The sequence below is a fragment of the Streptomyces cupreus genome, from assembly GCF_014257025.1.
GTDB lineage: Bacteria > Actinomycetota > Actinomycetes > Streptomycetales > Streptomycetaceae > Streptomyces > Streptomyces cupreus.
The window spans coordinates 1-23,330 of sequence record NZ_JACMSF010000047.1 but is presented as its reverse complement, the minus strand read 5'-3'; the positions used below and the strand labels follow the sequence as shown (position 1 = coordinate 23,330).

Genomic DNA, 23,330 nt, shown 5'->3' with positions numbered 1-23,330 from the left:
CTACCTGGGGTGTTGCGTTGATCGATTGAGTCCACCGTGGCTCGCTTGAGGATGTCGACGTCCTCGCGCAGCCGGCGGTTCTCCCGCCGCAGCGCTGCCAGTTCCTCACGTTCGCTGCTGGTCAGGCCGTCCCGCTCGCTCGCGTCGACTTCGGCCCGCTTGACCCAGTCACGCACCGCGGTCTCCGTCAGATTGCCCGCTGCGGATCTCGTCGAGCTTCTCCGCAAACGTCTTCCTCTCCGGGATCAGCTGGTCGCGTGCGCTGCGCTGGTTTTTGTCGCCCTGGTCCTTGAATGCCCCGGTGCAGAGGAATTCGAATTCCTCGCGGGCGAGTTCGTCGAAAAGGAGCGCGGCTGCCGGCGACGGACCCGGTCCGACTTCGTTGACGTGTGGAACGAAGCGAATCCATCGGCGGCGTCCTCCTCGAGGCCCGGACGCCGGGCCCCGGACCTCGGTCACGGTCGTCACCAATGCCACGGTCGTCCCCAATGCTCCGAAATCGCCGACGAGTTCGTCGTGCGCCGCCACGCGAAGACCTTCGTTGTGCCGTCGGCCTGACCCGTCCGTCTGGCTCGCCACTCGGCGAACACCGGCTCGACAGAGCCCACCGGGCGTCGGACACAGCACTGCGATACGGGCGCCGAGAAATCACGAGCCCTGCGACGACCCACCCACGCCCTGGTCACCCGACCCGATCGAACCTCCCGCAACCCAGATCAGATGTCCTCTTCGGGCCATGCCGACCGAATAACAACGCATGTCCGTAGGTCAGAGCACCGTCGGGACTGTATCGGTTCGGCTGCCATATGGCCTCCAACCTGCATCATTGCCATGCCATTACCATGTCTTGATCACAGAGACAACCTCTTCCCTTCTCTGCGTGGCTGGTTATGATCGGCGTCCCTCTGCTCCCACCGAAGCCACGTGCAAGTCGTCCCAAGCCACCCAGGCTGGGCCAGGCCGGTGGATCGCGCCCCGCTTTCCCGCACCGAGGACTGATGGCTGCCGTAGAACCCGCAGGACCGCGAGAACTGTCGAACACCCGTCGGCGGCGTACTGTGCGCCTTCGTACGCTGCTCATCTGGCTGGCGGTGGTGCCCATCGTGGCGATGGGTGCCCAGGTCTTCGTGACCGCTCATGGGTTGCTGGGGCAGTCCGAGCATCTGCGCGAAGATGTGACGGGCGCTGAGCGCATCGGCGTCCCCGTGCACAGGCTCATCGGCGAGATGCAGGCCGAACGGACGATGACGGCCGCGCGGTGGGCAGGTGCTTCCGTGTCCGGAGACGACCTGCGAAGCCGGCGGGCGGCCACCGACCGAGCTGCGGCCGAATTCCGGCGGTCATCGGCCACCGGTCCTGCGGAGTCCGAGCAGGCAGCCCGTCATCTACTCGAGGTGAAAGAAGGCCTGGAGGACCTGGATGCACACCGGGAGCGCGCTGATGCCCACAGCGGCGGCGTCGACGGGGCGATCGCCTATTACACCAACCTGATCAACCAGATGATCGGTGTCTACCAGGAACAGGCGTTCAGCCACACGCAGGATGCCGATCTCGCTGAGGAGAGCCGACCGCTCTTCGCGATGTTGTCGGCCTCGGAAATGCTGGCGCGCCAGGACACGATCCTTGCGCTTGCCGGCCCGTCCAGGGAACTGGCCTTCTCAAGGTTCGGAGAATTCATCAACGCCGTGGGAGCTCACCGGTACTTGTATGACACTTCGGTCCTGCCGTATCTGCCCGCCGAAGAAAGAGAGCGCTTCGAGCAGGTCACCAGCTCGCAGGCGTGGCAGACGAAGACCCGTATCGAGAACGCTGTCGTGTCCGATCACCAGGACATCGCCTCCGGGGTGAAGCTGCCCGGAGAGGTCAGCGGCTGGAGGGCCGCACATGAGAAGTTCGCGGCGCAATTGCACAAGCTTACTGTCGATAAGTCGCGGAGCGTGCTCGCTCAGGCGAGCCACGAGGCGGACGAGCTCGAGGAAGAGGTCTACTGGCTGGTCGCGGGAAGCAGCGGCGCACTGTTCATTGTTGCGGCCGTCGTCGTCTTCACCACCCGCTCGGTGCTTCGCCGCCTGAACGGTCTGCACGAACGCACGGTGACCGTCGCAGAGGAGACGCTGCCGAAGGTGGTCGCCCAACTTCAGCAGGGCAAGCCCGTCGACGCCGACGCGCTGCCGACGGTCGGCGGGGATCAGGACGAGGTCGGCCGTATCAGCGATGCATTCGCCCGCGTCGTCGCCGTATCCGTCGACGGTCACAGGCAGCTGGCGGCCGAGCGTCAGGGCTTCGGCATGTTCGCCGCGGGGATCGCCTCACGCACCGGAAACCTGGTGAGCCGTCAGTTGACGCTCACCGAAGAACTCCAGGACTCCTGTGGCCACGACGAAGCGCTGCTCGCCCAGCTGATGCGCTCCGACCAGTTGACGGTGGGCATGCGGCGACAGATCGAGAACCTGCTCATCCTCGCGGGCGGTGAGATCCCCGACCCGCACACCGAGCCGATGCGCGTCGCCGACCTGCTGCGTGAAGCCGCCGCGGAGGTCGAGGACTTCCGGCGGATCGAGCGGCAGTCCCTGGACGAGGTCAGCGTGGAACCGCAGGTGATCAGCCAGATCAGCCACCTGCTGGCCGAGCTCCTGGACAACGCCACCCGGTTCTCGCCTCCGAGGTCGAAGGTCGTCATCCGAGCCGAGCTGGTGGCTGACGGGCTGTCGGTCGAGATCGAGGACCGTGGCCCGCGGGTGACCCCCGCGAGCTACGAGGAGATGAACAGCCGCCTGCGGTCCGCGCCGCCGTACGCGGTCCTCGCGGAGAACGCACACAGGCTGGGCCTCTTCGTGGTCGGCCACCTCGCCCAGCAGCTACAGGCAGCGGTCACGCTGCGCAGGTCGGTGTACGGCGGAACATCGGCCGTGGTGGTCTTCCCCAAGGATCTCCTCGTACCGACCCATCAGGAACCGTCGCGCGATTCGGCACAGTCGGCACAGTCGGCTCTCGAGCAGCCGAGCCCCGCACCCTCGGGCCCCCCACCCACGAGCCACGCACTACGCCGGCGGGAGGAACGCAAGCCCGAGCTGGTTCTGCATGTGGGATCCGGGCTGCCGGTCCGCCGGACACACGAGCGGTCTCAGGAGACCGTAGAACCGGTTCGTGCCCTGGCACACGAGGGAGGCTCCCCGCCGCCCCTTCCCGAACGTGTGCCGCAGACCCACATGGCCGAGCAACTCCGCAAGCCACGTACACCGGAAGTGACGGTCACTCAGGATGCTGCGACGCCTGAAGAAGTGGCCGATGCCTGGGCCGACTACGAACACGGAACCCAGACAGTGGAAGACGAGCTCCGACAGGATCAGCCATGACGACGCCATCGAACGACATGATCTACAGCGTCCTGGACAACAACCTGAGCAGGATCGCCGGCATCCAGGGCGCCGTGCTCCTTTCCAACGACGGGATCAAGCTCAGCTCGTACCTGCTGGACCAGCCACAGGCCGAACGCATGGCCGCGGCGTCCTCCGGCATAGCGGCCACGATGAAGGCGATATCGAGGGAGGTCGGTGGGGGTCGGGTGATTCGCCAGCTGGTCGAGATGGACGACAGGTATCTCTGCATCGTCGGCTGCGGGCAGGGCAGCACACTCATCGTCGTCACCTCCCGCAAGGCAAGGCTCGGGGAACTGGGCGGAGAGGCCGTGCGGACCGCGCAGGCGCTCGGTGAGTGGCTCGGCACACCTGAGCGCAGCGAGGTGCCCACGTCGTAATGGCGCACGATCCGCAGCACGCAGGCCGTCGCCGGACGCGGCTGTACGCCTTGACCGACGGCCGTACAAGTGCTCCGCACACCGTCCTGACCATGGACACCACCATCACGGCGGCGATCACCACGGACGACCACAGTGGCCTGCCCACCGAGTGGCGGGCCATCCTGTCCATGTGCCCGCCACCTCATGGGCAGGCTGTCGCCGAGATCGCGGCCAGGATGCACATGCGCCTCACTCCGATGACACTTCTTCTCGGGGAACTCGCAGACCGCGGGCTGGTCCATCACCGGCTGCCGCTGGCGGAGTCCGAGACCACCAATGTCCACCTGCTCATGAGAATCAGGGACAACCTTGCCCGAATTTGACGTCCCCTCCCAGGAAGCCGCCCCCGTCAAGATCCTCATCGCCGGGGGATTCGGCGTCGGCAAGACGACCCTGGTCGAGACGGTCTCCGAGATCGAGCCGCTGCGCACGGAGGAGCGGCTGACGGCCGCAGGCGTCGGCGTCGACGACCTGGACGGCATCGAGTCCAAGACCGTGACCACCGTGGCGATGGACTTCGGCCGGATCACCCTCGACGACGCCGGCGTTGTCCTCTACCTGTTCGGCACACCGGGCCAGGAACGTTTCTGGTTCATGTGGGACGACCTGCTGGCCGGGGCTCTCGGGGCGATCGTGCTGGTCGACACACGACGCCTGGACCGCAGCTTCCCGGCCGTCGACTTCTTCGAGAGCCGCGGACTGCCGTTCGTGGTCGGCGCGAACTGCTTCCACGGCGAACAGCCGTACTCCGCCGAGGAGATCAGAGGGGCGCTTCATCTGCGCGACCCGAACACGCCGCTCCTCATGCTCGACGCCCGCTGCCGCGATGACGTCCGGGGCGCCCTCCTCTCACTCCTCGACATGCTCATCGCCAAGGCAGGGACCGCGGCACCCGTCTGATACCGGCGGTGGGTACGGTGGTCCTGGGCGCGTGCGGCCGTGTGGCACGAGGCAGGGTCACAGCCGCCGATCAGCCCCGGAATGGCCCGAACGAGCAGGGAACCACGCCTACTTGCCCCTGAAAAAGGGTTTGGGCTGGTGACGGGGCTGGTGCTGCGGGACGGCGTTGTGTCGCTGGTCTCTCGGCGGTATGTCCCTCACCGGCTGAGGACGGCCATCCGCTGGAGGTTGTAGGCGAAGATCCCTAGTCCGGCCCAGACCTCGGGCACGAAGGGCTGGAGGCGGGGCGAGATGATCCACCATCACCACCAGCAACCGGTCGGCCCGATCGCCCCGGGCCATGCGGTCTCGGAACTCGCTGAGCACGGAGAAGTCGAAACCCGGATCATCAAGATCCATCGCGAGACAGTACTTCCAGTCCAGTCGGCACCGGACCGCCTCGGCGGCCTGCCGATCGGTCAGGTTCTCCGCATACTGCAGCACTGACACCATCGCCAGCCGCGCCGGCGACAGACCCCGCCGCCCATCGGCCGGGAACCAGTCGGCGAAGTCATCGTCCACGAACAGCTCGTCCAACCGGTCCCGTACCCACATCGCCGGCGTGCCCCGCGGATTACTCGCCCGCGCCATCCGGACCGTCAGCGCCGGAATCGACCGCCCTGAACCCACACCCATCGACACCGCGGCCACCCCTTCGACCGCTCGATCCGCCCCGCGCCACCAGCGCAGCACACCCCAGAACCCAACAGCAAGACCCCGCGGAGCCTCACACCGCCGACCGAGGATCACCAACAGCATCCCGAATGTGGGACAGGGCCGTTGATTAGACACTCCCCGGCAAGGACAACCTGCCACCAGTAGATCAAGCATGGTGGGAGAACCACCGGCGCCTCCTGGAGCGCGTGGCACGGGATGTAGGTAACGGCTGATCTCGCCCTGCTGGTGTGGGCGCGTTCGGCTTGTGCTTTGGTGTGGGCGAGGAGGTAGGACTCGGTCCCAGTCTGGATGATGGCCCCATTGAAGGTGAGCCGGTCGACGATGGCCGCGCAGAGCCGGGGGTAAGTAAGGTTTTCGTCCACCCGGGGAAGTGCCCGGCTCCCCGCTGCACGTACTGCTCGGCTTCCTAGTCGTGGTCACCGTGTTCGTGACCCTCTGGTTTTGCCACTTCCACCGCGGCCCCCTGGAGTGGCTGCTCGGCAAGGCGACCAAGGCCGCGGAGCTCGTCCGGTGAGCGGCCCGGCAGGCGGCCGCTGGGAGCCCTGGCTCATGACGGCGGCCACCCTCGCGGCCTGCCTGCCGTCGTAAGGCAACCCCGGACAGCGCTGGCCCCTCATACCAGTCGAACCGGCCGGTACTCGGAGAGGAGCGTCTGTTGGCCCGTCAGTTGTCCCGCCGGAAGTTCGTGGTCTACTCGCTCGCGGCGTCCACGTTGACCGTCGCCGCGCCGCTCGGCTGTGACCCGTCGACGGCGGAAGGCATCGAGCCCACCGCGGCGGACAGGCGCCGACCGTCCGACGTCCTGGTGACCGGCACCGACGAGGAGATGCTGGTCCTCGAAGTCACCGCCGCCAACAAGGTCGTCGTACGGCTGCCGCGCGTCGAGGTCGGCCAGGGCGTCACGACGGCGGTCGCCATGATGATCGCCGAGGAGCTGGACGCCCGGCTCGTCGACGTCGACATCCCGCTCGCCGAGGCCCGCACCAAGGGGAACCAGTACACCGGCGGTTCGAACTCGGTAAGTTCGCTGTACGGTCCTGCCCGGCAGCTGGCCGCCACCGCGCGCGCCAAACTGGTGACCGCGGCCGCGAGACGGTGGCACGTCCCCGCGCGGTCCCTGCGCACCCGGGACACGCGGGTGATCGCCCCGGACGGGCGTTCGGCCACCTTCGGCTCCCTGACCGCGAGCGCCGCCCGCATTCATCGGCCGTCCGTGTCGAGCAGACCAAAGCCGGCGTCCCGGCACCGTGTGATCGGGCGGCCCACGACCCGGATCGATGCCCGGGACATCGTCACCGGCAAGGCCACATACGCCGGAGACCTGACGGTGGCCGGGGCGAAGCCGACCGTGGTGGCCCGCCCGCCGACACTCGGCGGCACGGTTGTCTCGGTCGACGACCGGGCGGCCCGCGCGATGCCGGGCGTCCACGCGGTCGTCAAGGTCGCCGGCGGGGTCGCCGTGGTGGCGGACTCCTTCCACCACGCCTTCAAGGCCCGGGACGCCCTGCGGATCACCTGGGCGCCGGGCCCGCTCGCGTCGCTGTCCGACGCCGCGATCCGCTCGCGGCTGCGGGCGGCCGTGCCACGCCTCGGCACTGCGCCCCGGGGATCGGCGCAGACCGAGGGCGAGTTCGAGTTCGCCTTCGTCAGCCATGCCCCGATGGAGGTGCTGACCGCGGTGGCGGACGTACGTCCCGGTCGCGCCGAGATCTGGTTCTCCTCCCAGACGCCGATGGACGCTCGCGACAGCATCGCCGCGGCTGTTGGCCTGCCCACGTCGAAGGTCAGGGTCCATGTCATGCGCGGCGGCGGCTCGTTCGGCCGGCGGCTGAACTACGACGCCGCCATCGAGGCGGCCCTCATCTCGAAAGCGGCCCGCCGGCCGGTCAAGCTGATGTGGAGCCGCGCCGACGACATCCGGCACGGCAGGATGCGCCCCGCCAGCCACCACCGGATCCGGGCCAGCCATGCACGGGGAAGAGTGGTGGCCTTCGCCCACTCGATGGCGTCGGTGAGCGAGGCCTACCCAGAGTCGGGGGCGACCGCTCAGGGCGGTGTGACCCCGGCGGTCGCCCGCGCCGCAAACCCGCTGCCCAGCGACAGCGGCCTGTACAACTTCGGGCGCCTGTCCGGGAATTCGGGCTCGGTCGAGCTGGCGATCCCCCTCGGCGCCTGGCGTTCGGTGGACTCCGGGACGATGCGCACCGCCGAGGAGATCGTCGTCGACGAGGTGGCTAGGAGCCTGGGCAGGGATCCGGTCGCCTTCCGGCGTACCACGCTCAGGAACAAGTCCGTGAAAGCCGTACTCGACAAGGTCGCGACCACCGGACACTGGGGCCGGCCGCTGCCGGCCGGCCAGGCGCAGGGCGTCGCCGTCCACGAGGAGTACGGTTCCTGCGTGGCCTGCCTCGTCGAGGTCAACGCCACCGACCCGAAGAACCCCCGCGTGACCAGGGCCGTGGTGGCGGCCGACGTCGGAACGGCCGTCAATCCGCGCGGACTTGAGGCACAGCTCATGGGCACCGTGATCGACGGCATCTCCACCGTGCTCCAGGCCGGCCTCCACATCGACCGGGGAACTGTCCGCGAAAGCAGCTACGCCGACTTCCACTACGCCCGCCAGCGGCACGCCCCGCTGCACTTCGAGGTGCACCTCATACCCTCCCGGCGGGAGCCCGGCGGGGCGGGCGAACTCGGTGTCCCAGCCGCGGCCGGCGCCGTCGCCAACGCCTACGCCCGCGCGACCGGCACCAAGCCGCGTCGCTTCCCCCTCACCTTCTGATTCCGAGCCCGATTCCGAGAAGGACAGCGATGCCCTCCTATTCCTTCGTCCTCAACGGGAAGCCGGTCACCGTCGAGGCCCCCGCCGACATGCCCCTGCTGTGGGTGCTGCGCGACCTGTTGAACGTCACCGGCCCCAAGTACGGCTGCGGTGTGGGCGTCTGCCGCGCGTGTACGAGCCACCTGGACGGCGGGGAGATCCAGCCCTGTGTCGTTCCGGTCGCCGACTGCGCCGGCCGCCGGGTCACCACGATCGAAGGACTGGCCGACGGCGATACGCTGCACCCCGTGCAACAGGCCTGGCTCGACTGCGATGTCGCGCAGTGCGGATTCTGCCAGCCGGGCCAGATCATGGCAGCCGTGGCCCTGCTGAAGAAGACGCCCCGGCCGACCGACGCCGCCATCGACCGGATCGAGAACGTCTGCCGCTGCGGCACATACTCCCGGATCCGCGAAGCGATCAAGAAGGCGTCGGCGGACGGCTGACACCTCCGTGGCGTCAGCGAGGGAGGGGCGGTCGGACACTCTCCCCGGGGAACGCGGTCGGCGAGGGATCTCATGGCGCGCAGCGCGCCGGACTGGACGAAGGAATCTGCTGCGTCACCGACCATTTTTCACCTCTCGGGCGGCACGCGCTGACGCCCGCGCCGGGTGGCCGCACCTCGACCAGGGCCGGTTTCAGCACGCTGGACTTGACAGAGAAGGGCGGTGCAGCGCGAGCACATGATGGTTAACCCGGTGATCATGTGGACGATCCTCGGGAGGACCGGCGAGCGGGTTCTGGTGCTGGCTGCTCGGGCGAAGGACGCACGGAGCAGCGAGGTCCGTTGGCTGACACCGCGGGCGTTTCGCCACTGGGTTGAGGTCGGGCTGCTCGGGTACGGCGCGGACGGCGTGCCGTCACCGGGGTGGGCAGGGCGGCTTGCGGACCGCAACGCCGCCTTCGCTGATCTGCTGTTTTCCTCTGGGCTGCGGCTGACGGAGGCAGCCTCGGTGCTGACTGTGGAGGTCCCGCGTCTTCGGCTGGAGGGCGGTCGGTACTACGTGGGGCGACTCGCGCGGGTGGTGACGAAGTCGAAGCGGACGCGCACGTTCTATGCGTCCTCGGTGGTGGTGGGAGATCGAGGGATACGTCGAGTCCTCGCGCGCCCCCGGGTGGTGCGGCGTGCGCAGCCTGGGGCCGCTACGACGATGTGCCGGTGCGGCTGGTCACCCATGAGACCGGTCGGCACCGGCGCATGCTGCACTGGCGCGACTGGGACGGCGTGGGGGGCCAGACTCCGCTGGCGGAGGCGACAGTGGAGGAGCGGATGAGTTCCTACACCGAAGGCCCGGCCGGTCCGGAGCCGCTAGCGCGGAGTTCACGGCGTCGCGGTCTCGTTCCAGACTCCGGGTGAGGGCGTGGAGATGAGGTAGGTCGGCGGCGCGGGCCTGGACGATCCAGTGCGTGAGCGCGTCGGCGTTTCCTGTGTGAGGTGTCAGGAGTTGAGCGAAGCCCCGGATGAGAGTGACCAGTTGGGTCATCTCGGGGCAGGCAGCGGTGAGCTTGGCCAGGAGCTCGTGATGCTTGGCCTTGAGGTTGTCGGGCCTGGTCAGCAGCATCCGGGCGAACCTGCGCGGGGAGATGTGGCTGCGGTCGGCGTCCGCGCGGCCCTGGTTGATGTACTTGTGCAGGAGGTTCAGGCAGCCGGTGAAGCCGAGGGTCGCCGGCTCGTGCCCCGGTACTGGGACGCTCCACAGCCGTCCTATCCGGGTCCGTTCTGGAGCCTGCTGCTCCAGCGCCACGCGACGCTGCCGGCGGCGGATTCCGAACCATCCCTGTGCGCCCTACCGCTGACCCTGCGCCCCTTTTCGTGGACAACCCCAACGCGCGAGGGCTGGGGCCCAGACATTCAAAGTGGGCGGTACGCCGTCCTGGGCGCAAGACCCCGAGTTCTACCGGTGCGCGTGCGGCGCCGATCTGGTGTACCTCTGCCAGGTACCGGAGGGTATGGAATTCGCCGTCCACCCGGGCCAACCAGAGCAGCCCTACAGCATCGGTGCCGACACCTACAGGCTCTTCCTCAGCAACGAGGCCTATCTGCTGGCTTGCCCGGCCCACTGTGACCCGGCTGCAGTCTGGCCGGTGAACCAGAACTGCAACTCGGCATCGCCGACCTACCCGGCGGACGAGCATGCCAGCCAACGCCCGTAGATCATTTACGGGACGGCGCTCAGCAACAATTCGGCGGCCAGGGTTCCCGGGTGACCGGCGCGGCCATGCGCGTCGCCCCGCCGTCCGCCTGGCAGGCCGTCGACCTGGACGGCCGAGTGGCGGTGCCGGGAACAGTTGCTCGGGTCGGCACGGTTGCATGGACCGGGGGCCAGCGCCGTGCGGGCGGGGAGCACGGAGATCACAAGGTCGTGTGCCCCACCAGGAACTGGGCCCCAGGATCGCGGCAGGCCCGCCGCGCACTGGGACCACGATGTATGTCTGCAGGAGGACTGTTTCATGCCTGACCGGCCTTTGACGCTCATGGCAGTGCACGCTCACCCCGACGACGAGGCCACCGGAACCGGAGGGGTCCTCGCGCGGTACGCGGCGGAAGGCGTCCGCACGGTTCTCGTGACGTGTACCGACGGTGGTTGCGGTGACGGACCGGGGGGTGTCAAGCCGGGCGATCCGGGACACGATCCGGCGGTGGTCGCCTTGATGCGCCGCCGGGAACTTGAGGCGAGCTGTGATGTCCTGAAGGTCAGCGATCTGGAGATGCTGGACTATGCCGACTCCGGGATGATGGGCTGGCCGAGCAACGACGCCCCCGGATCCTTCTGGCAGACCCCCGTGGAGGAAGGCGCGGCCCGGCTTGCGGAACTCATGCGGCACTATCGACCCGATGTGGTCGTCACCTACGACGAGAACGGCTTCTACGGTCACCCCGACCACATCCAGGCCCATCGCATCACGATGGCGGCGCTGGAGATGACCGCGCTGACACCGAAGGTGTACTGGACGACGATGCCCCGCTCGATGATGCAGCGGTTCGGGGAGATCATGCGCGAGTTTCATCCGGACATGCCGGAGCCGGATCCTGCCGAGGCTGCCGCGATGGCCGAGATCGGTCTGCCCGACGATGAGATCACCACGTGGGTGGACTCCACCGCGTTCAGCGGCCAGAAGTTCGACGCGCTGGCCGCGCACGCGAGTCAGGGCGAGAACATCTTCTTCCTCAAAATGGGCAAGGAGAGGTTCGGCGAGTTGATGGGCATGGAGACCTTCGTACGTGTCCAGGACGCCACCGGCGCGGCCGTACCCGAGAACGATCTCTTCGCCGGACTGCGCTGATCCGCCCATCCGACCCAGCCCGGGAAAGCGCATCGGCCGCATGGCGCGATCGAGCGAGTCACACGCCTGGGCTTGTCCGCTGCTTGCCGGGGTGTGGTTATGGAGTCAGCTGTTCGGCCTCGGGGAGGCCGCCCCGGCCTCCCCGCCGGCTCCGCAGCCGTCGGTGTCGGCAAGGACCGGGCGCTGATGGCTGCCCGGCACGTGCTCGGGCTGCGGGCGCCCCGCACCCGTGCGGAGCGGGGTGCGGCCGCGGTCGTGGCCCGCGCGGTCATCTGGCTGGGGGCGAGGCTTGTTGCGGCCGCCTGGCATGCGCCGTCCGCGGCTGGCCCTGGCTTGCCGCGGCTGCGGCCCTGGCGGCCCTCTGGGCGGGGTGGCGTCTGTGGCGTGCGGCGTGTGTACGGCGGCTGCGGGCGCGTGCCTTGGCCGGTCTGCGGCTGACGCTGGCCGAGATCGATGCCATGAACGACGAGGAGTTCGAGTACGCGCTGTGTGATCTCCTCGTCCGCGACGGCTGGACGGCGCGGCGGGTGGGCGGGCAGAAAGACCAGGCCGCCGACGTCATCGGACACGACCGCCAGCGCGGCCGGATCATCGTCCAGGCCAAGCACACCCATGTGCAGGGCAAGGTCGGTTCCTCGGTGATGTACCAGGTCAAGGAAAACCGCCCAACCGGTCCACGGCGCTGACATCGCCGTGGTCGTCACCAACGGCGCCCTCACCCGCGACGCCAGAGCCTGGGGCGAGCGGCACGGGGTGTACTGGGTCGACCGGGACCGCCTGCGTGCTTGGGCAGCGGTGGGCATCCCCCTGCATGAGGTGCTGCGTTTGCCCCGCCGGCCGAGTGCGCGCCGGGCGGCCCTGCGGCCTGCCGCCTGCGGGGATGTTTCCGAGCGGAGCCGCAGGACCCCACGGCCCAGGACCGCTGCCCGCACCCGCGGGATGTCCGTCTTCGCTGTGAGCCACTTTGGGCGAGCGGTGACCCTGCGGACGGGGTTGCCAGCTGGGCCGCGGCCTTGTCATGGGTGAACCGCTTGTGGTGCACGGGTGCGTGGGCGCCGGCCGAGGGGGTGGGCATCTGGGTGGCCCGCCGGCCAGGTGCGCGCTCATCGACCACCCGACACACTACGCAGCTCCCGGTTGCCGAGGCCCTCACCCGGCGAGCGTGTACCTGGGCCGGGTTCCGCTGTGGGTCTTCACCTGGCCTGCCGACCCGCCCGCGGGCACCGGCCGCTGTGCCGGTAGCGTCCGATCCATGATCCCCCTCGATGCGCTCGTTCGTCTCTGTCCGCCACCCGCCGATCCGCCACCCGCGGTGGACTGGGTGCAAGCCGAGCGCGTCCTCGGTACAGCGCTGCCCGCCGACTACAAGCAGCTCGTCGAGACATACGGCGACGGCATCTTCGACGAGTCGATCTGGCTGCTCGTCCCCGGTTCCGCCTACGACGACTGCGACCTGCAAGCGCAGACGGCACAACGGGACGAGATCCTGGCCGCCCTATGGGAGTTCGAGGACAAGCCCGCTGGCCTGCAGGAGGCGGGGGCGAGGGTCCTGCCGTGGGCATTCGAGGAGGGCACGGGCGCGTTCCTGTACTGGCTGGCGCGCCCCAGTCAGCACCCCGACGAGTGGTCCGTGCTCTACAACGAGGGGCGCGGCCCCCTGTGGGAGCACCACGACATGGGGTGCCTCGCCTTCCTGCTGGCGGTGCTCACGGGAACGGCGGAAACGGAGTACTTCGGTCACCTCTTCGAAGCGCTGAAGCCGACGAACCACCGCTTCACGACGGCCGAACAGACCCTTGGAACGACCGGGAGGTGATGCCCTCGGTCACTCTCGACGACCTGGCCTCGCCGCTGCCGCGCCTACAGCAGCCAGGCCCGCCATGCCTCCGGCCTGCACGGAGCCGTTCCCCGCCGTCAGGCGCGTGCTGCGCTCACCCGAGGCGATCGCCGAGGTGGAGGGCGATTCGGTCGACGGCCCGGGTGAGGGCCTTGGTGGCTCCCGATCGTGCTGCGACGGCGGAGCCTACCGTGAGGCGCCTGCACCGGACCGAGCACGTCAACCACGCCGCGCTGATTGCCTGATGGGGTGAATTGGGCAAAGGGCACCCCTACGTGATCGATGGTGCCGACAGAGTGATGCCTGTCGTCGAGGCGAGAGCCCTTCTGCCAAGGAGTTGCCCATGTCCAAGCGAAAGTGGACCACCGTCGCGCTCGTGTCGGTTCCGCTGGCCCCGTTGCTCTACTTCGGTACCGTGCAGTCGGCCTCGGCGGCCGCGTCGTGCACGCCCACCGCGCCGACGGTGACCAATCCGACGCCGAACAGCACGCGCATCGTCGCTGGCGTGACGTGCAGCGGTGCGACCGAGGACGTCGGGGTCGCCGTCGAGGTCAAGGACGCCGTCGGGAACCCGTTCGTGGTGGCCGCCTCCACCACGGATGTCTCCGCCAACGGCAGCGCGCAGCAGGTCGTCCAGGTGCCAGTCGCGGTGAGCAAGGTGTGCGTGACGGTGACGGCCGGGGGCGATCCGCAGACGCACTGCGTGCCGTGACCGTGCGGTTGTCGGGCCCGCGTCCCCTGCGGTGTGGGGGCGCGGGCCCGCCCGCGCGCTGAGGCTGCCCTTGGCCGGGGTGCGCGGCGCGTGAACGGAAATTCGGCCGACGGGTGGGATGCGAGGGGCCGCCCGCAACAGCACTACTGGGCCAGCCCGGACAGCAATTCGGGGCTGGCGCCCATGTCGGCAGGTTCGGACGGTCGGGTGAAGCCGGATCGTCCAAATGGCTCGTGCGGATGCGCATCGGGATCTTCGCCCCAAAGGATTCGGTCGTGGGATGCCCCCTGAAGTTCTCCCATGGGACACATCCCCTGCAGGCCGTGACGAAATGGCAAGGGAGCACAGATGCGAAGCGTATCCGGTGGTATCAGGTCGCCGCGGTCCGGCGGGGGCACACCACGGTGGCGGTGGTCCCTGGCGGTGGCGACTTTGGTGAGCCTTGTGCTGCTGGGGGCCCACCCGGTGACGGCGGCTAGCCAAGCCGCAGGCCAGGCTCCGAAGGTGATCGACGTGACCAAATTCGGTGCTGATCCAGCGGATAACGACCACGACGACACCGGGGCCATGCAGTTGGCGGCGGATGAGTTGTGCAAAACGGAGAATCAAGGGTCCACGCTTCGCTACCCGCGAGGCGTGTACAACGTAGACCGGGTCATCGACACCACGACCATCACCCAGGATCCCAGGATCCCAGGACCTGGACCATCCTCTACGACAAGTGCCAGAACGTGAAGATCACCGGACGCGGTGCGAGGATCGACGTCAAGGGGGAATTCACAAAGACGGCAACCAGCAAGTACCAAGGCGCAAACCTCTGGGACACAGACAAGCAACAAACCACCCCGTTCTACTTCCAGGACGCCGACGGCCTGGAGATGTCCGGGTTTGAGATCAACGGCAACGTCGAGAAGATGAAGCAGCAGGGCGTCCCGGAGGGGGACAAGATCGCCGAGAGGTCCGAGCATGGCGTCCACATCGGGGGCAGCGTCAATCACGCCAGCCAAAGCGTCAAGCTCAAAGGCCTTTACATCCATTCCATGGCCACCGATGGCATCATGGTGGGCTCCGGCAGAGATGTGGAAAACCGCCGCGTCATCAGCTCCAACAACATCCGCCAAGCCCTGACGATCGGTCAGGGGCGCAACGTCCTGGTCACCGACAGCGAGCTGCGCGATACCGGCGTGGTCGGCATCGCCCCGGACAGCTACCCCATGCACTCGCCCGCGCGGGGAGTGGACATCGAACCCGAGTGCACGCCCAAGGGGGCCGAATGGGCCGAACGCGACGAGAACGGCAACCAGATCCTCGCCTGCAACGATGAGGTGGGAATGACCGGGAACATCCTGCTCGACCGCGTCAGGGTCACCGGAAACCTCGGCGGCGGGATCGCCATGGGCCATGGGGAGGCCTCGGCAAATGTGACGGTGCGAAACTCCTTCCTGCAAAATCCTCTCGAAAAGAGTGGCGACGTCGTGGACATGGGGATCGTCGGCGGCGTTGTGGAAAACTCCACGCTCGATAGCCAAAACGGTTTCGCTCTGTGGTGCAAGACCGCGGGGGCCCGCACGCAGTTGACATCACCGGTGTGGGCTCGCTACCTACAAGACCTGGCGAGCGACCCGTCCCCCATCGCGCGAAGGGTGTACCGGCAGACCGACCCGGTCTTCTCCACCACCGTGCGAAACAGCATCATCGAAGGCCAGGGCACGAAGATCCGCTGCGAGAGCGCAACGCCCGTGCTGACGCTTGTCAACAACACGATCAGGGGCACCGTACTGGACACTCCCCCCGAGCCGGGATCAGAGAGCCCGGTCTTTCCGGCATGGGGGCACGTGATCGTGCAATCGGGCACTCCAGGCGCAGACTGCAGCGCGATTCATGCGTGGGGAAAGGAACTCACCATCGAGGGCAACGATTTCTTCATTCCTCAAGCCGCCCCCAGGGGCGGGGGCTACGGCCAGATCAGCTACTGCGGAACTAAGATCAGACTCGCCGACAACTCCTACGACACCGACATGGCAGACGCCTCGAACCCCCTGCGGGTTTACTACAACCGCGCCCAAGGCGTCGGGTCAGTTGCCGAGGATTGCTTCCCGGCCAGCGGCGCGATCATCGCCGTTGACGAAGCGGGGCAGCCTTATCCCCTCACCCCGCGGGGGACACAGAAGTGCCTTACTCTGCCTCAGCCTTGACTGCAAGGACAGCCGCCGCGGTGCGCGGCTCGTACGACACCGCGATGGAAGCGATCACCCGCTGCTGTGGGAAAGTCGTGGGCAAACGCCAGGTCGAACACCTCGTACAGGCAGCGGCGGTGGACGTGGCCGCGTTCTACGCCGCCCGCACTCCGGCGCCGCAGAGCGCAGACGTGCTGCTGGTGCTGTCCGTGGACGGCAAGGGCATCGTCATGCGCCCAGGCCATCTGCGCGAAGCCACCCGCAAGGCGGCCGAGCGTGCGAAGCGGACCTTCCGTACCCGCTTGGCCACCGGGGAGAAGGCCGGGCGCAAACGGATGGCAACCCTGGCCGCCGTCTACGACGCCACCCCGGCCGTGCGCCGCCCGCACGACATCATCGCCCCGCCCGGCGGCCGCAGCACCGCCCGCATCCCGCGCCCCGGGCCGAAAGCGCAGGCCAAGTGGCTGACAGGATCGGTCGAACACGCCCCCGAGCACGTCATCGCCGACGCCTTCGACCAGGCCCAGGCCCGCGACCCGCAGCACCGCAGGAGCTGGGTGGTCCTCGTCGACGGCGCCCGCCACCAACTCGACCTGATCCAGGCCGAGGCCAGACGCCGCGGCGTAAACATCCACATCGTCCTCGACCTGGTCCACGTGATCGAGAAGCTCTGGGCGGCGTCCCGCTGCTTCCACACTCCCGCCGACCCGGCGGCCGAGGACTGGATCGCAGTCAAGACCGCCCGCGTTCTTCGCGGATGTGCCCAGCAGGCCGCCGACGAGATCCGCGCCGAGGCCGATCGGCGTAAGTTGGCAGGTGATCAACGGGCGGCTGCCGACAAAGCCTGTCAATACCTCGGCAACAACGCCGATTTCGTCCACTACGACCGGGCTCTCGCTGCCGGATGGCCGATCGCCAGCGGCGTCATCGAAGGCGGGGCCCGCCACCTCATCGCCGACCGACTCGACATTACCGGCAGCAGATGGAGCGTCCCGGGCGCCGAGGCCCTCCTCGTCCTCCGCGCCGTCATCATCAATGGCGACTTTCCGGCGTACTGGCGGTTCCATACAGCTCACGAGCATCACCGTGTCCATGAAAGTCCTGCTCAGGACGGATACGGCCGCGCCGTCTGATCAGTACTTCAGACGCGGAGTTCGGGCGGGAAACCCGTCCAGCGAAGTTCGGGAGGAAGATGTCCCGTGTCGTTGTAAACGAGCAGGGCGGCTGGACGGCCGGGCGCATAGCGGATGACCGTCAACGCGGCGTTGGCGTGGTTGAGTCCGATCCAACGCCAGTTCGGGGCGTTGAGGGCATCGCGAACCAACCAGGCGACCAGGAAGTTGTGGGTGACAACAAGCTCGTGGCGCGGTTGATCACCATTCACCGGCCCGGTGAACCGCGCAAGGGCTGCCCGCGCGAGACCGGGTCCCGACTCGCGTTCCTCCTCAGGGAATTGGGCCAGGCGATCCAGCATGGCATCGGCTGTCTCGGGCGGCAGCTCATCTCGGGCCGGGAGATAGGGGAGGTAGTCCCCGACCAACTCTGCCGGCTGGATGGGGACATCGTCGAGGCGGCCGTGGATCAGCTGAGCCGTCTGCGCCGCGCGCGCGAGGGGACCGTGATGGATCGTTGCCAGGGGCGCGTGGCGAAGCCGTTCGCCGAGCAGTTCCGCCTGGCGGCGGCCCTGCGCGGACAGCTCGCTCTCGTCGTCCGACGCCTCGCCATGCCGGGCGAGGTAAAGATAACGAGCGGCTGTTCCCGACATGTGCGACACCCTTCGACCGTTTCAAGATCACCTGGTCTCCAGGACGCCACTCGGAATTGTGTAGTTCCCGTCACGCGTAATCGGTCCCTGCGGAAGAGCTACACCCATCGCAGGTCCGCTCCAGACCACCCCATAAGCTCACTCGAGAGGCGCAACTCCGAGTGGTCCGCGGGTGCGCCCAGAGTCCCCAGATCTGGAGGTGACGGTGCACACAGCCGATGGCAGCTGGCTGATCACCTGCGACGTGGATCTCGTTCCTGATGCGGCGGACCCCCTGATGCGTTCCACCCTGAACGGGAGCCGCCGACGGGCGGGCGCATGCCCACTCTCCATGTGCGCTACACCACGTTCGCCCAGGATCGGGAGGACTTCCGGCGCCTGACGCACCGGCTTGTTGAACATCGGGGCGTCGAGATGCCCTGGGGCGATCGTTATCTTCGGGTGTGGGACGTCAGACCCAACGCAGATCGCAAAAACGTCGACGAGTGGGTCCACAGATTCCTGGTGCGATCGTTTGAGAGTCAGGGATACGAGTTTGGGCAGCAGGCACTGACTCGACACGCCATGTGAACCGTTCCGGGTTCGATAGGGACTCGATCATTTGAGAGGATCGAGTTATGGCACGTCCTTCCCAGTACCCGCTTGTGCTGCGCCGTCGTGCGGTGCGGATGGTCGCCGAGGTGCGGCCGGAGTACGACACCGAGTGGGCCGCGATGAAAGCGGTCGCCGCGAAGCTGGGCATCGGCACGACCGAGACACTGCGCAAGTGGGTCCGTCAGGACGAGATCGACGCCGGGACCCGGCCGGGGACGACTACGGAGGAGTCGGCCGAGCTGAAGCGGCTGAAGAAGGAGAACGCCGAGCTGAAGCGGGCGAACGAGATCCTGAAGGCTGCGGCAAGTTTTTTCGCGGCCGAGCTCGACCGGCCACACACACGCTCGTAGCGTTCATCGACGAGCACAAGGGCCGCTTCGGCGGAGTCGAGCCGATCTGCCGCGTGCTGACCGCACACGACTGCAAGATCGCCCCTTCCACATACTACGCCCACCACAAACGCCAGGCCACGCCGGCTGCCCGCACCGTCCGCGACCGCGAGCTCAAGACCCTGATCCAGGAGGCGTACCAGGCCAACTACCGTGTCTATGGCGCCAGGAAGAACCGGCGGCTCCTGAACCGTCAGGGTGTCGCGGTGGCCCGGTGCACCGTCGAACGCCTCATGCGTGAACTCGGCGTCACCGGCGCGGTCCGCGGCAAGCGGGTGATCACCACAATCCCCGACGTGAGCGCGGAACGGGCCCCGGACCTCGTGGACCGCAACTTCGTCGCCCTGGCTCCGAACCGCTGCTGGGTCGCCGACTTCACCCACGTCGCCACCCTTGCCGGCGTCGTCTACGTCGCGTTCGTCGTGGACACCTTCTCCCGCCGCATCGTCGGCTGGTCAGCGGCCACTTCGAAGGAGACCCGGCTCGTCCTGGACGCCCTGGAGATGGCGCTGTGGCAGCGGGGCCGGGATCAACGCCCCGACCAGTCAGGGGAGTTGATACATCATTCCGATGCCGGGTCGCAGTACACATCGTTCGCGCTGGCCGAGCACCTGAACCGTGCAGGGATCGCCGCGTCGATCGGCTCGGTCGGCGACGCCTACGACAACGCCCTGATGGAGTCCACGATCGGCCTGTTCAAGACCGAGCTGATCAAGCCCAGCCGGCCCTGGAAGACGCTCTCCGAGGTCGAGCTGGCCACCGCCGAGTGGGTCGACTGGTACTGCCACCGCCGACTGCACGGTGAGATAGGGCACGTCCCACCCGCCGAATGCGAGACCAACTACTACCGCGAAACCACGAAACCCCAGGTCACAGTCACGACCTAGAGTCTCGATCAAACCCGGAACGGTTCAACTCTGACTGCCCCGGGGTTGGCGTCGAGCTTTCGGTAGTCAGGCAGATCCCCTTGCAAGGGTTGGGGGAAGACGAGCTCATCATTGGTACGGGGCAGATCGATGTACCTCAGTGCCTCTTGCTCAACCACCATGTCCGAGCAAGGCGGCACGCTCGGCACCCTGACCGTGAACGCCACCGATTCACGCAGGCCGGGCACAAAGTGTGCCTCAAAGCCCAAGCCGACGTTGGCTATGGGATCGGGGGACCTATTCATCACGTGCACGCGCCATGTGCCGTCTTGCTGTCTATCCGCCCAGTAGGAAACTCGCGCGGCCTGGGCACGCCTCTTCGCTTCGGCGTCTTCCTGCGATTGCTCAAGCTGGTCCTGCGCCACCAGTGCGCCGTACAACGTCCCGATGCCCGTCAACAACAGGCCTAAGAGACTCACGACGATCGTGATGACCGTGCCCGCCTTGACCAGATCCAACCGACCCCACCGCTGCGGCGCTTGTTCCTCTGCCCGTTCACGTGGTCTCACCCGCCGTGGCCTCTGCCTTGCCGACCGCAACTTCACTCGCTGCTCTTCGCGTCTACGCCGCATTCGCTCTCCCGGCCCGCCTACTCGACCACAGACTGCTGTTGAAGCCCTGGCGGCGTCCTCAATCCTCCGCACATGGGATCAGAAACACGTACTGAGCTCATCTTCGACACCAAGGAGATGACCCTGACTGCATGGCAGGGGAAGGGGCGTCCGGAGGACCCGGTTGCCTATACGCCGGGTCGGGCGGAGTTCCGCGCCTTGGCGTTCGTGGACAGCCACGGAAGAGCGTGGGAACGCACCTCGACCGATCTGTATGTGCAGCAGCCGCTTGCCGATGCCGATGTGCGTGGGTATGTCGACATGGACGAGCCTCGCGTCGCAAAGCCCGACGTATGCGAGGGCGAGGGCAAGTGAGCCGAGCCTCAGAGCAGCATGGACTTCGCGGGGGAGGCCTCTTGCGAGGTCCTGTGCTCACCCTTCGTATGGATCCACCAGGGTCCAATCGTCGGGCACGCCCCGTACCTCGGCTCCGGGCGCGAGGACCTGGTGCACGTACGTGCCCTTGGACCACCCGGCGATGGTCTCGAGCACGGTGGTGATGGTCGGCTCCTTCACGTTGTCGAACAGCACCACGGGTTCCAGGAAGGAGCCCTCGATCGAGCACTTCGCACCCTCCGGCACGGGTTGCCACCCGACCACGGGGACGACGGTGACGTCCCGGTTTTCCGGATCGCCGATGGCGATGCGCCAGCCACTGGTGGCGGGCGCGAACGGACTGATGAACCAACCAGGTTGGCTGCTGGATGTCATGGTCTCCAGCTTGCAGCACGGGTATGTCAGTGTGGGCGCCATTTTGGAAGATCACGAAGTTGCAGTGCGGAGGCGGAAGACTTCGTGTGGCGGCGGGGGCTGGCGTGGCGCTGAGCAGGCTCGCCGGGAGGCGGCCCCGGGATCGGACGGAGGGGCGAGCGCCAGGCTGCTGCCGTCGTCGAAGCGGTGCGGCAGGAGGTGCCTGCGAGGCTTGTGGGCAGGAGCGGTCGGCCGGGCTGTGCGAGGCGTGCGGCTACCAGCGTCGGCCCGAGGCCTTGATCGTGCCGCGCACGGTGAAGCTGCTCCCCAACGGCCCGGTCTCAGGCACCCAGGGGTTGGTCGTCTCGTTTCTGGTGGAGCGTGGGGTGCCGGCGTGCGTGGAAGGGCAAGGTGGAGTTGGTGCGCGATTGCGGGTGTTGACCTGCCCGGATGGGCGCCATGCCGAGATTCCTGTGGAGGGGCGGACGTGGGGCGGTTCACGCGGAGCACAGCGGATGGCGACAATGACGGCGCATGGGGGCCATGGCTTGAGCAGGCGGCTGGGGTTGGGGAAGCCGACTTCGACCGGGCGGAGTTCGTCGATGGCTATGCGGTGCTGCGGTGGGAGACCGGCCGGGGCGGAGTCGGGCTGGTGCACTCGCTGATCGATGGCAATGCCAGCCCTCAGACGGTCATCCGTGCCCTGCGCCGGCGGCACGGCGAGCGTCTTGCTGACTGGTACGCGTGTGTGGTGGCGGCGCAGACCAGCACGCAGGTGACACAGCCGTATGTGCCCCAGCTCCTTGCCTTCGACGTCGACGGGGCTGGCAAGGTGTACGAGACGACGTGGGCGCAGCTGGCGGCGGTGCTCGGGCAGCCGGCGCCGTACTGGTTTCACACCGTGCGCGACCGCGATGCGATCGCCGCCTGGCGGCCGGGTATTCCTCCGGCGGTCGTGCCCGCACGCGACATCGTCACCCCCGTGACGGCGCTCGTCGAGCTTGCTGCCGACGAGCCGGATGGCTCCCCGGCTGCCGAACTGTGCTGGTACCTCGCCAGGGAGGTCCGTCGCCGCGGCCACGCCTCGGCTACCCGCAACATCGCCGAGCTGCGCAAGAACGCGGCCGCCGGCGGGGATGGCGCCCACCTTGTCCTCGGTGCGGGGCCGGCCGCGGTCACCCGGCCCGCCCCGCAGGAGCCGCCGGAGATGGTCCGTCGCGCGGGCTGGCTGAGTATCACCGAGCGCCGTGATGTCCTCGCGCACCGGGTCGCGGACTTCGCTCAGCGCTGGGACGGTGGTCAGGACTGGCACACCGGCGCCGTGACGAGCGTGTACCCGCAGGCCTGCCCCACCGCCCGCGAGTGGGCCCAGCGCCTGGTCCCCGCCGATCCCGGCCAGCCTCCTACCGTCTTGGAGAAAGTCCTGCTGGACAACGGCCGCGACGCGGACACCGACGTCCTCTTGAACGACCCCGTCGCCGCCCTCCCCGTGCTGCATAGCGCCCCAGGCACCCCCAATGCCAACCTCTTCACGTACACCCTGCAGCGCCTGCCCACCCGCTCGCCGCTCGCCGCTGTCATCCTCAGCAGCAACACCTGCTGGGTGCGCACTCAGGACAGCACCCTGTGGCTCGCGCCTGAGAGGGATGGTTGGGGAATCGGCTTCGGCTACTCCGGAAGCGGCTGCCACACGCTCGCACGCCTCGTCGACGTCCTCCTCGACGACATCTCCGCCCCCGCGGCCAAACCCGGTGACCCCGCACCACCGCAGGGACTGTTCCACCTGCTACGCGACACTCCCGGGGACGGCACGACCATGTACACCCGGGCCCAGTTGCTGGCCGCCCGGGCCGGGTGAAGGAAGCCGCGCTCAAGCCTGTGGACGTCGTGACCACGGCGTAGGCATCGAACTCCCGGCCTCACCGGCCCTCTTGAGGGACAGGTTCGCGCCAGCCTCACGCCAGATCAGGCCGCTCAGGCCCGTGAGGGCAATACTCGGGTTCCGCGCCGCACATGTTCACGGAATGAGCGGGGCAGCAACTGGCTGGAGATTGAGGGGGGACTCAGTGCCGGCATCGGAGCACGAACTGCGCGAGACGCACCGCAG

22 protein-coding genes and 3 pseudogenes are annotated in these 23,330 nt (G+C 67.9%); 17 read left to right on the top strand and 8 right to left on the bottom strand.

Translation table 11 applies throughout. The features are described from left to right. Positions 1-35 precede the first annotated feature (35 nt). Positions 36-170 (bottom strand): annotated as a pseudogene (locus tag H4N64_RS46925) (IS3 family transposase); the annotation flags it as partial. Further along, a complete protein-coding gene (locus H4N64_RS32720) occupies positions 169-528 on the bottom strand; it encodes a hypothetical protein (RefSeq protein ID WP_260860110.1) in 360 nt (119 codons plus the stop codon). The gene H4N64_RS32720 and the pseudogene H4N64_RS46925, both read right to left, overlap by 2 nt. A 581-nt stretch (positions 529-1,109) precedes the next feature. Here H4N64_RS32720 and H4N64_RS32715 point away from each other — a divergent pair. The 4 genes from H4N64_RS32715 to H4N64_RS32700 are packed head-to-tail and all read left to right on the top strand — an operon-like array spanning position 1,110 to position 4,699. Beyond that, positions 1,110-3,356 (top strand): sensor histidine kinase, encoded by a 2,247-nt coding sequence (locus tag H4N64_RS32715; RefSeq protein ID WP_260860115.1) that lies wholly within the window; start codon positions 1,110-1,112, stop codon positions 3,354-3,356. Continuing rightward, entirely contained in the window at positions 3,353-3,757 is a 405-nt protein-coding gene (locus tag H4N64_RS32710) for a roadblock/LC7 domain-containing protein (RefSeq protein ID WP_186286105.1), read from the top strand. Before H4N64_RS32715 ends, H4N64_RS32710 begins: the two co-directional genes overlap by 4 nt. Continuing rightward, entirely contained in the window at positions 3,757-4,122 is a 366-nt protein-coding gene (locus H4N64_RS32705) for a DUF742 domain-containing protein (RefSeq protein WP_186286103.1), read from the top strand. Before H4N64_RS32710 ends, H4N64_RS32705 begins: the two co-directional genes overlap by 1 nt. Beyond that, positions 4,109-4,699 (top strand): GTP-binding protein, encoded by a 591-nt coding sequence (locus H4N64_RS32700; RefSeq protein ID WP_186286101.1) that lies wholly within the window; start codon positions 4,109-4,111, stop codon positions 4,697-4,699. The genes H4N64_RS32705 and H4N64_RS32700 overlap by 14 nt, the downstream gene beginning before the upstream one ends. 108 nt (positions 4,700-4,807) lie before the next feature. Here H4N64_RS32700 and H4N64_RS46920 read toward each other — a convergent pair whose 3' ends face one another. Both H4N64_RS46920 and H4N64_RS44550 read right to left on the bottom strand, forming a co-directional pair. Next, positions 4,808-5,431 (bottom strand): transposase, encoded by a 624-nt coding sequence (locus H4N64_RS46920; protein ID WP_222109684.1) that lies wholly within the window; start codon positions 5,429-5,431, stop codon positions 4,808-4,810. 215 nt (positions 5,432-5,646) lie between these two features. Beyond that, positions 5,647-5,786, bottom strand: a pseudogene (locus H4N64_RS44550) (IS21-like element helper ATPase IstB); the annotation flags it as partial. On the opposite strand from H4N64_RS44550, the gene H4N64_RS32690 reads away from it, so the two are divergent. The 3 genes from H4N64_RS32690 to H4N64_RS32680 all read left to right on the top strand — a co-directional run bounded on the left by H4N64_RS32690 (position 5,787) and on the right by H4N64_RS32680 (position 8,683). Further along, a complete protein-coding gene (locus H4N64_RS32690) occupies positions 5,787-5,930 on the top strand; it encodes a DUF418 domain-containing protein (RefSeq protein WP_336246855.1) in 144 nt (47 codons plus the stop codon). It abuts the pseudogene before it with no gap. Positions 5,931-6,101: 171 nt separating this feature from the next. Next, positions 6,102-8,198, top strand: coding sequence for a molybdopterin cofactor-binding domain-containing protein (locus H4N64_RS32685; protein WP_186286174.1), 2,097 nt, complete (start codon positions 6,102-6,104; stop codon positions 8,196-8,198). A gap of 29 nt (positions 8,199-8,227) precedes the next feature. After that, entirely contained in the window at positions 8,228-8,683 is a 456-nt protein-coding gene (locus H4N64_RS32680; RefSeq protein WP_186286100.1) for a (2Fe-2S)-binding protein, read from the top strand. Between the two features lie 855 nt (positions 8,684-9,538). Here the strand turns inward: H4N64_RS32680 and H4N64_RS32675 are convergent. Further along, a pseudogene (locus H4N64_RS32675) lies at positions 9,539-9,910 on the bottom strand (transposase); the annotation flags it as partial. 277 nt (positions 9,911-10,187) lie between these two features. Here H4N64_RS32675 and H4N64_RS32670 point away from each other — a divergent pair. The 7 genes from H4N64_RS32670 to H4N64_RS32640 all read left to right on the top strand — a co-directional run bounded on the left by H4N64_RS32670 (position 10,188) and on the right by H4N64_RS32640 (position 17,381). Then, positions 10,188-10,391, top strand: coding sequence for a hypothetical protein (locus H4N64_RS32670; protein ID WP_186286098.1), 204 nt, complete (start codon positions 10,188-10,190; stop codon positions 10,389-10,391). Between the two features lie 297 nt (positions 10,392-10,688). Further along, complete coding sequence (locus H4N64_RS32665; RefSeq protein ID WP_186286096.1) at positions 10,689-11,522, top strand: PIG-L family deacetylase; 834 nt, start codon at positions 10,689-10,691, stop codon at positions 11,520-11,522. A gap of 419 nt (positions 11,523-11,941) precedes the next feature. Then, positions 11,942-12,208 carry a restriction endonuclease gene (locus H4N64_RS46915; protein ID WP_418896308.1) on the top strand — a complete coding sequence of 89 codons (267 nt, stop codon included), beginning with the start codon at positions 11,942-11,944 and terminating at the stop codon, positions 12,206-12,208. Positions 12,209-12,774: 566 nt separating this feature from the next. Beyond that, a complete protein-coding gene (locus tag H4N64_RS32655) occupies positions 12,775-13,338 on the top strand; it encodes an SMI1/KNR4 family protein (protein WP_222109683.1) in 564 nt (187 codons plus the stop codon). 364 nt (positions 13,339-13,702) lie between these two features. Then, entirely contained in the window at positions 13,703-14,071 is a 369-nt protein-coding gene (locus H4N64_RS32650) for a hypothetical protein (RefSeq protein ID WP_186286095.1), read from the top strand. A 731-nt stretch (positions 14,072-14,802) separates the two neighbouring features. Then, positions 14,803-16,266, top strand: coding sequence for a hypothetical protein (locus H4N64_RS32645; protein ID WP_186286093.1), 1,464 nt, complete (start codon positions 14,803-14,805; stop codon positions 16,264-16,266). Next, the gene (locus tag H4N64_RS32640; RefSeq protein WP_186286091.1) at positions 16,263-17,381 is read left to right on the top strand and encodes an ISKra4 family transposase; all 1,119 of its coding nucleotides are present in this window, start codon (positions 16,263-16,265) and stop codon (positions 17,379-17,381) included. Before H4N64_RS32645 ends, H4N64_RS32640 begins: the two co-directional genes overlap by 4 nt. Positions 17,382-17,389: 8 nt before the next feature. Here the strand turns inward: H4N64_RS32640 and H4N64_RS32635 are convergent, their stop codons facing one another. Continuing rightward, positions 17,390-18,013 (bottom strand): histidine phosphatase family protein, encoded by a 624-nt coding sequence (locus H4N64_RS32635; RefSeq protein WP_186286089.1) that lies wholly within the window; start codon positions 18,011-18,013, stop codon positions 17,390-17,392. Between the two features lie 617 nt (positions 18,014-18,630). Here H4N64_RS32635 and H4N64_RS32630 point away from each other — a divergent pair. Then, positions 18,631-19,883 (top strand): IS3 family transposase gene (locus tag H4N64_RS32630; protein ID WP_418896307.1). Its coding sequence is split into 2 segments (ribosomal slippage): positions 18,631-18,913 and positions 18,913-19,883, totalling 1,254 coding nucleotides; the frame shifts between segments, so codons are not numbered across the junction. 8 nt (positions 19,884-19,891) lie between these two features. Here the strand turns inward: H4N64_RS32630 and H4N64_RS32625 are convergent. Next, positions 19,892-20,380 carry a hypothetical protein gene (locus H4N64_RS32625; protein ID WP_186286085.1) on the bottom strand — a complete coding sequence of 163 codons (489 nt, stop codon included), beginning with the start codon at positions 20,378-20,380 and terminating at the stop codon, positions 19,892-19,894. Positions 20,381-20,566: 186 nt separating this feature from the next. Here H4N64_RS32625 and H4N64_RS32620 point away from each other — a divergent pair, with 186 nt between their 5' ends. Then, positions 20,567-20,848, top strand: coding sequence for a hypothetical protein (locus H4N64_RS32620; protein ID WP_186286084.1), 282 nt, complete (start codon positions 20,567-20,569; stop codon positions 20,846-20,848). Positions 20,849-20,905: 57 nt separating this feature from the next. Here the strand turns inward: H4N64_RS32620 and H4N64_RS32615 are convergent, their stop codons facing one another. After that, entirely contained in the window at positions 20,906-21,244 is a 339-nt protein-coding gene (locus tag H4N64_RS32615) for a hypothetical protein (RefSeq protein WP_186286082.1), read from the bottom strand. A 466-nt stretch (positions 21,245-21,710) separates the two neighbouring features. Here H4N64_RS32615 and H4N64_RS32610 point away from each other — a divergent pair, with 466 nt between their 5' ends. Continuing rightward, positions 21,711-23,081, top strand: coding sequence for a hypothetical protein (locus H4N64_RS32610; RefSeq protein ID WP_186286081.1), 1,371 nt, complete (start codon positions 21,711-21,713; stop codon positions 23,079-23,081). The last annotated feature ends 249 nt before the right edge of the window (positions 23,082-23,330 follow it).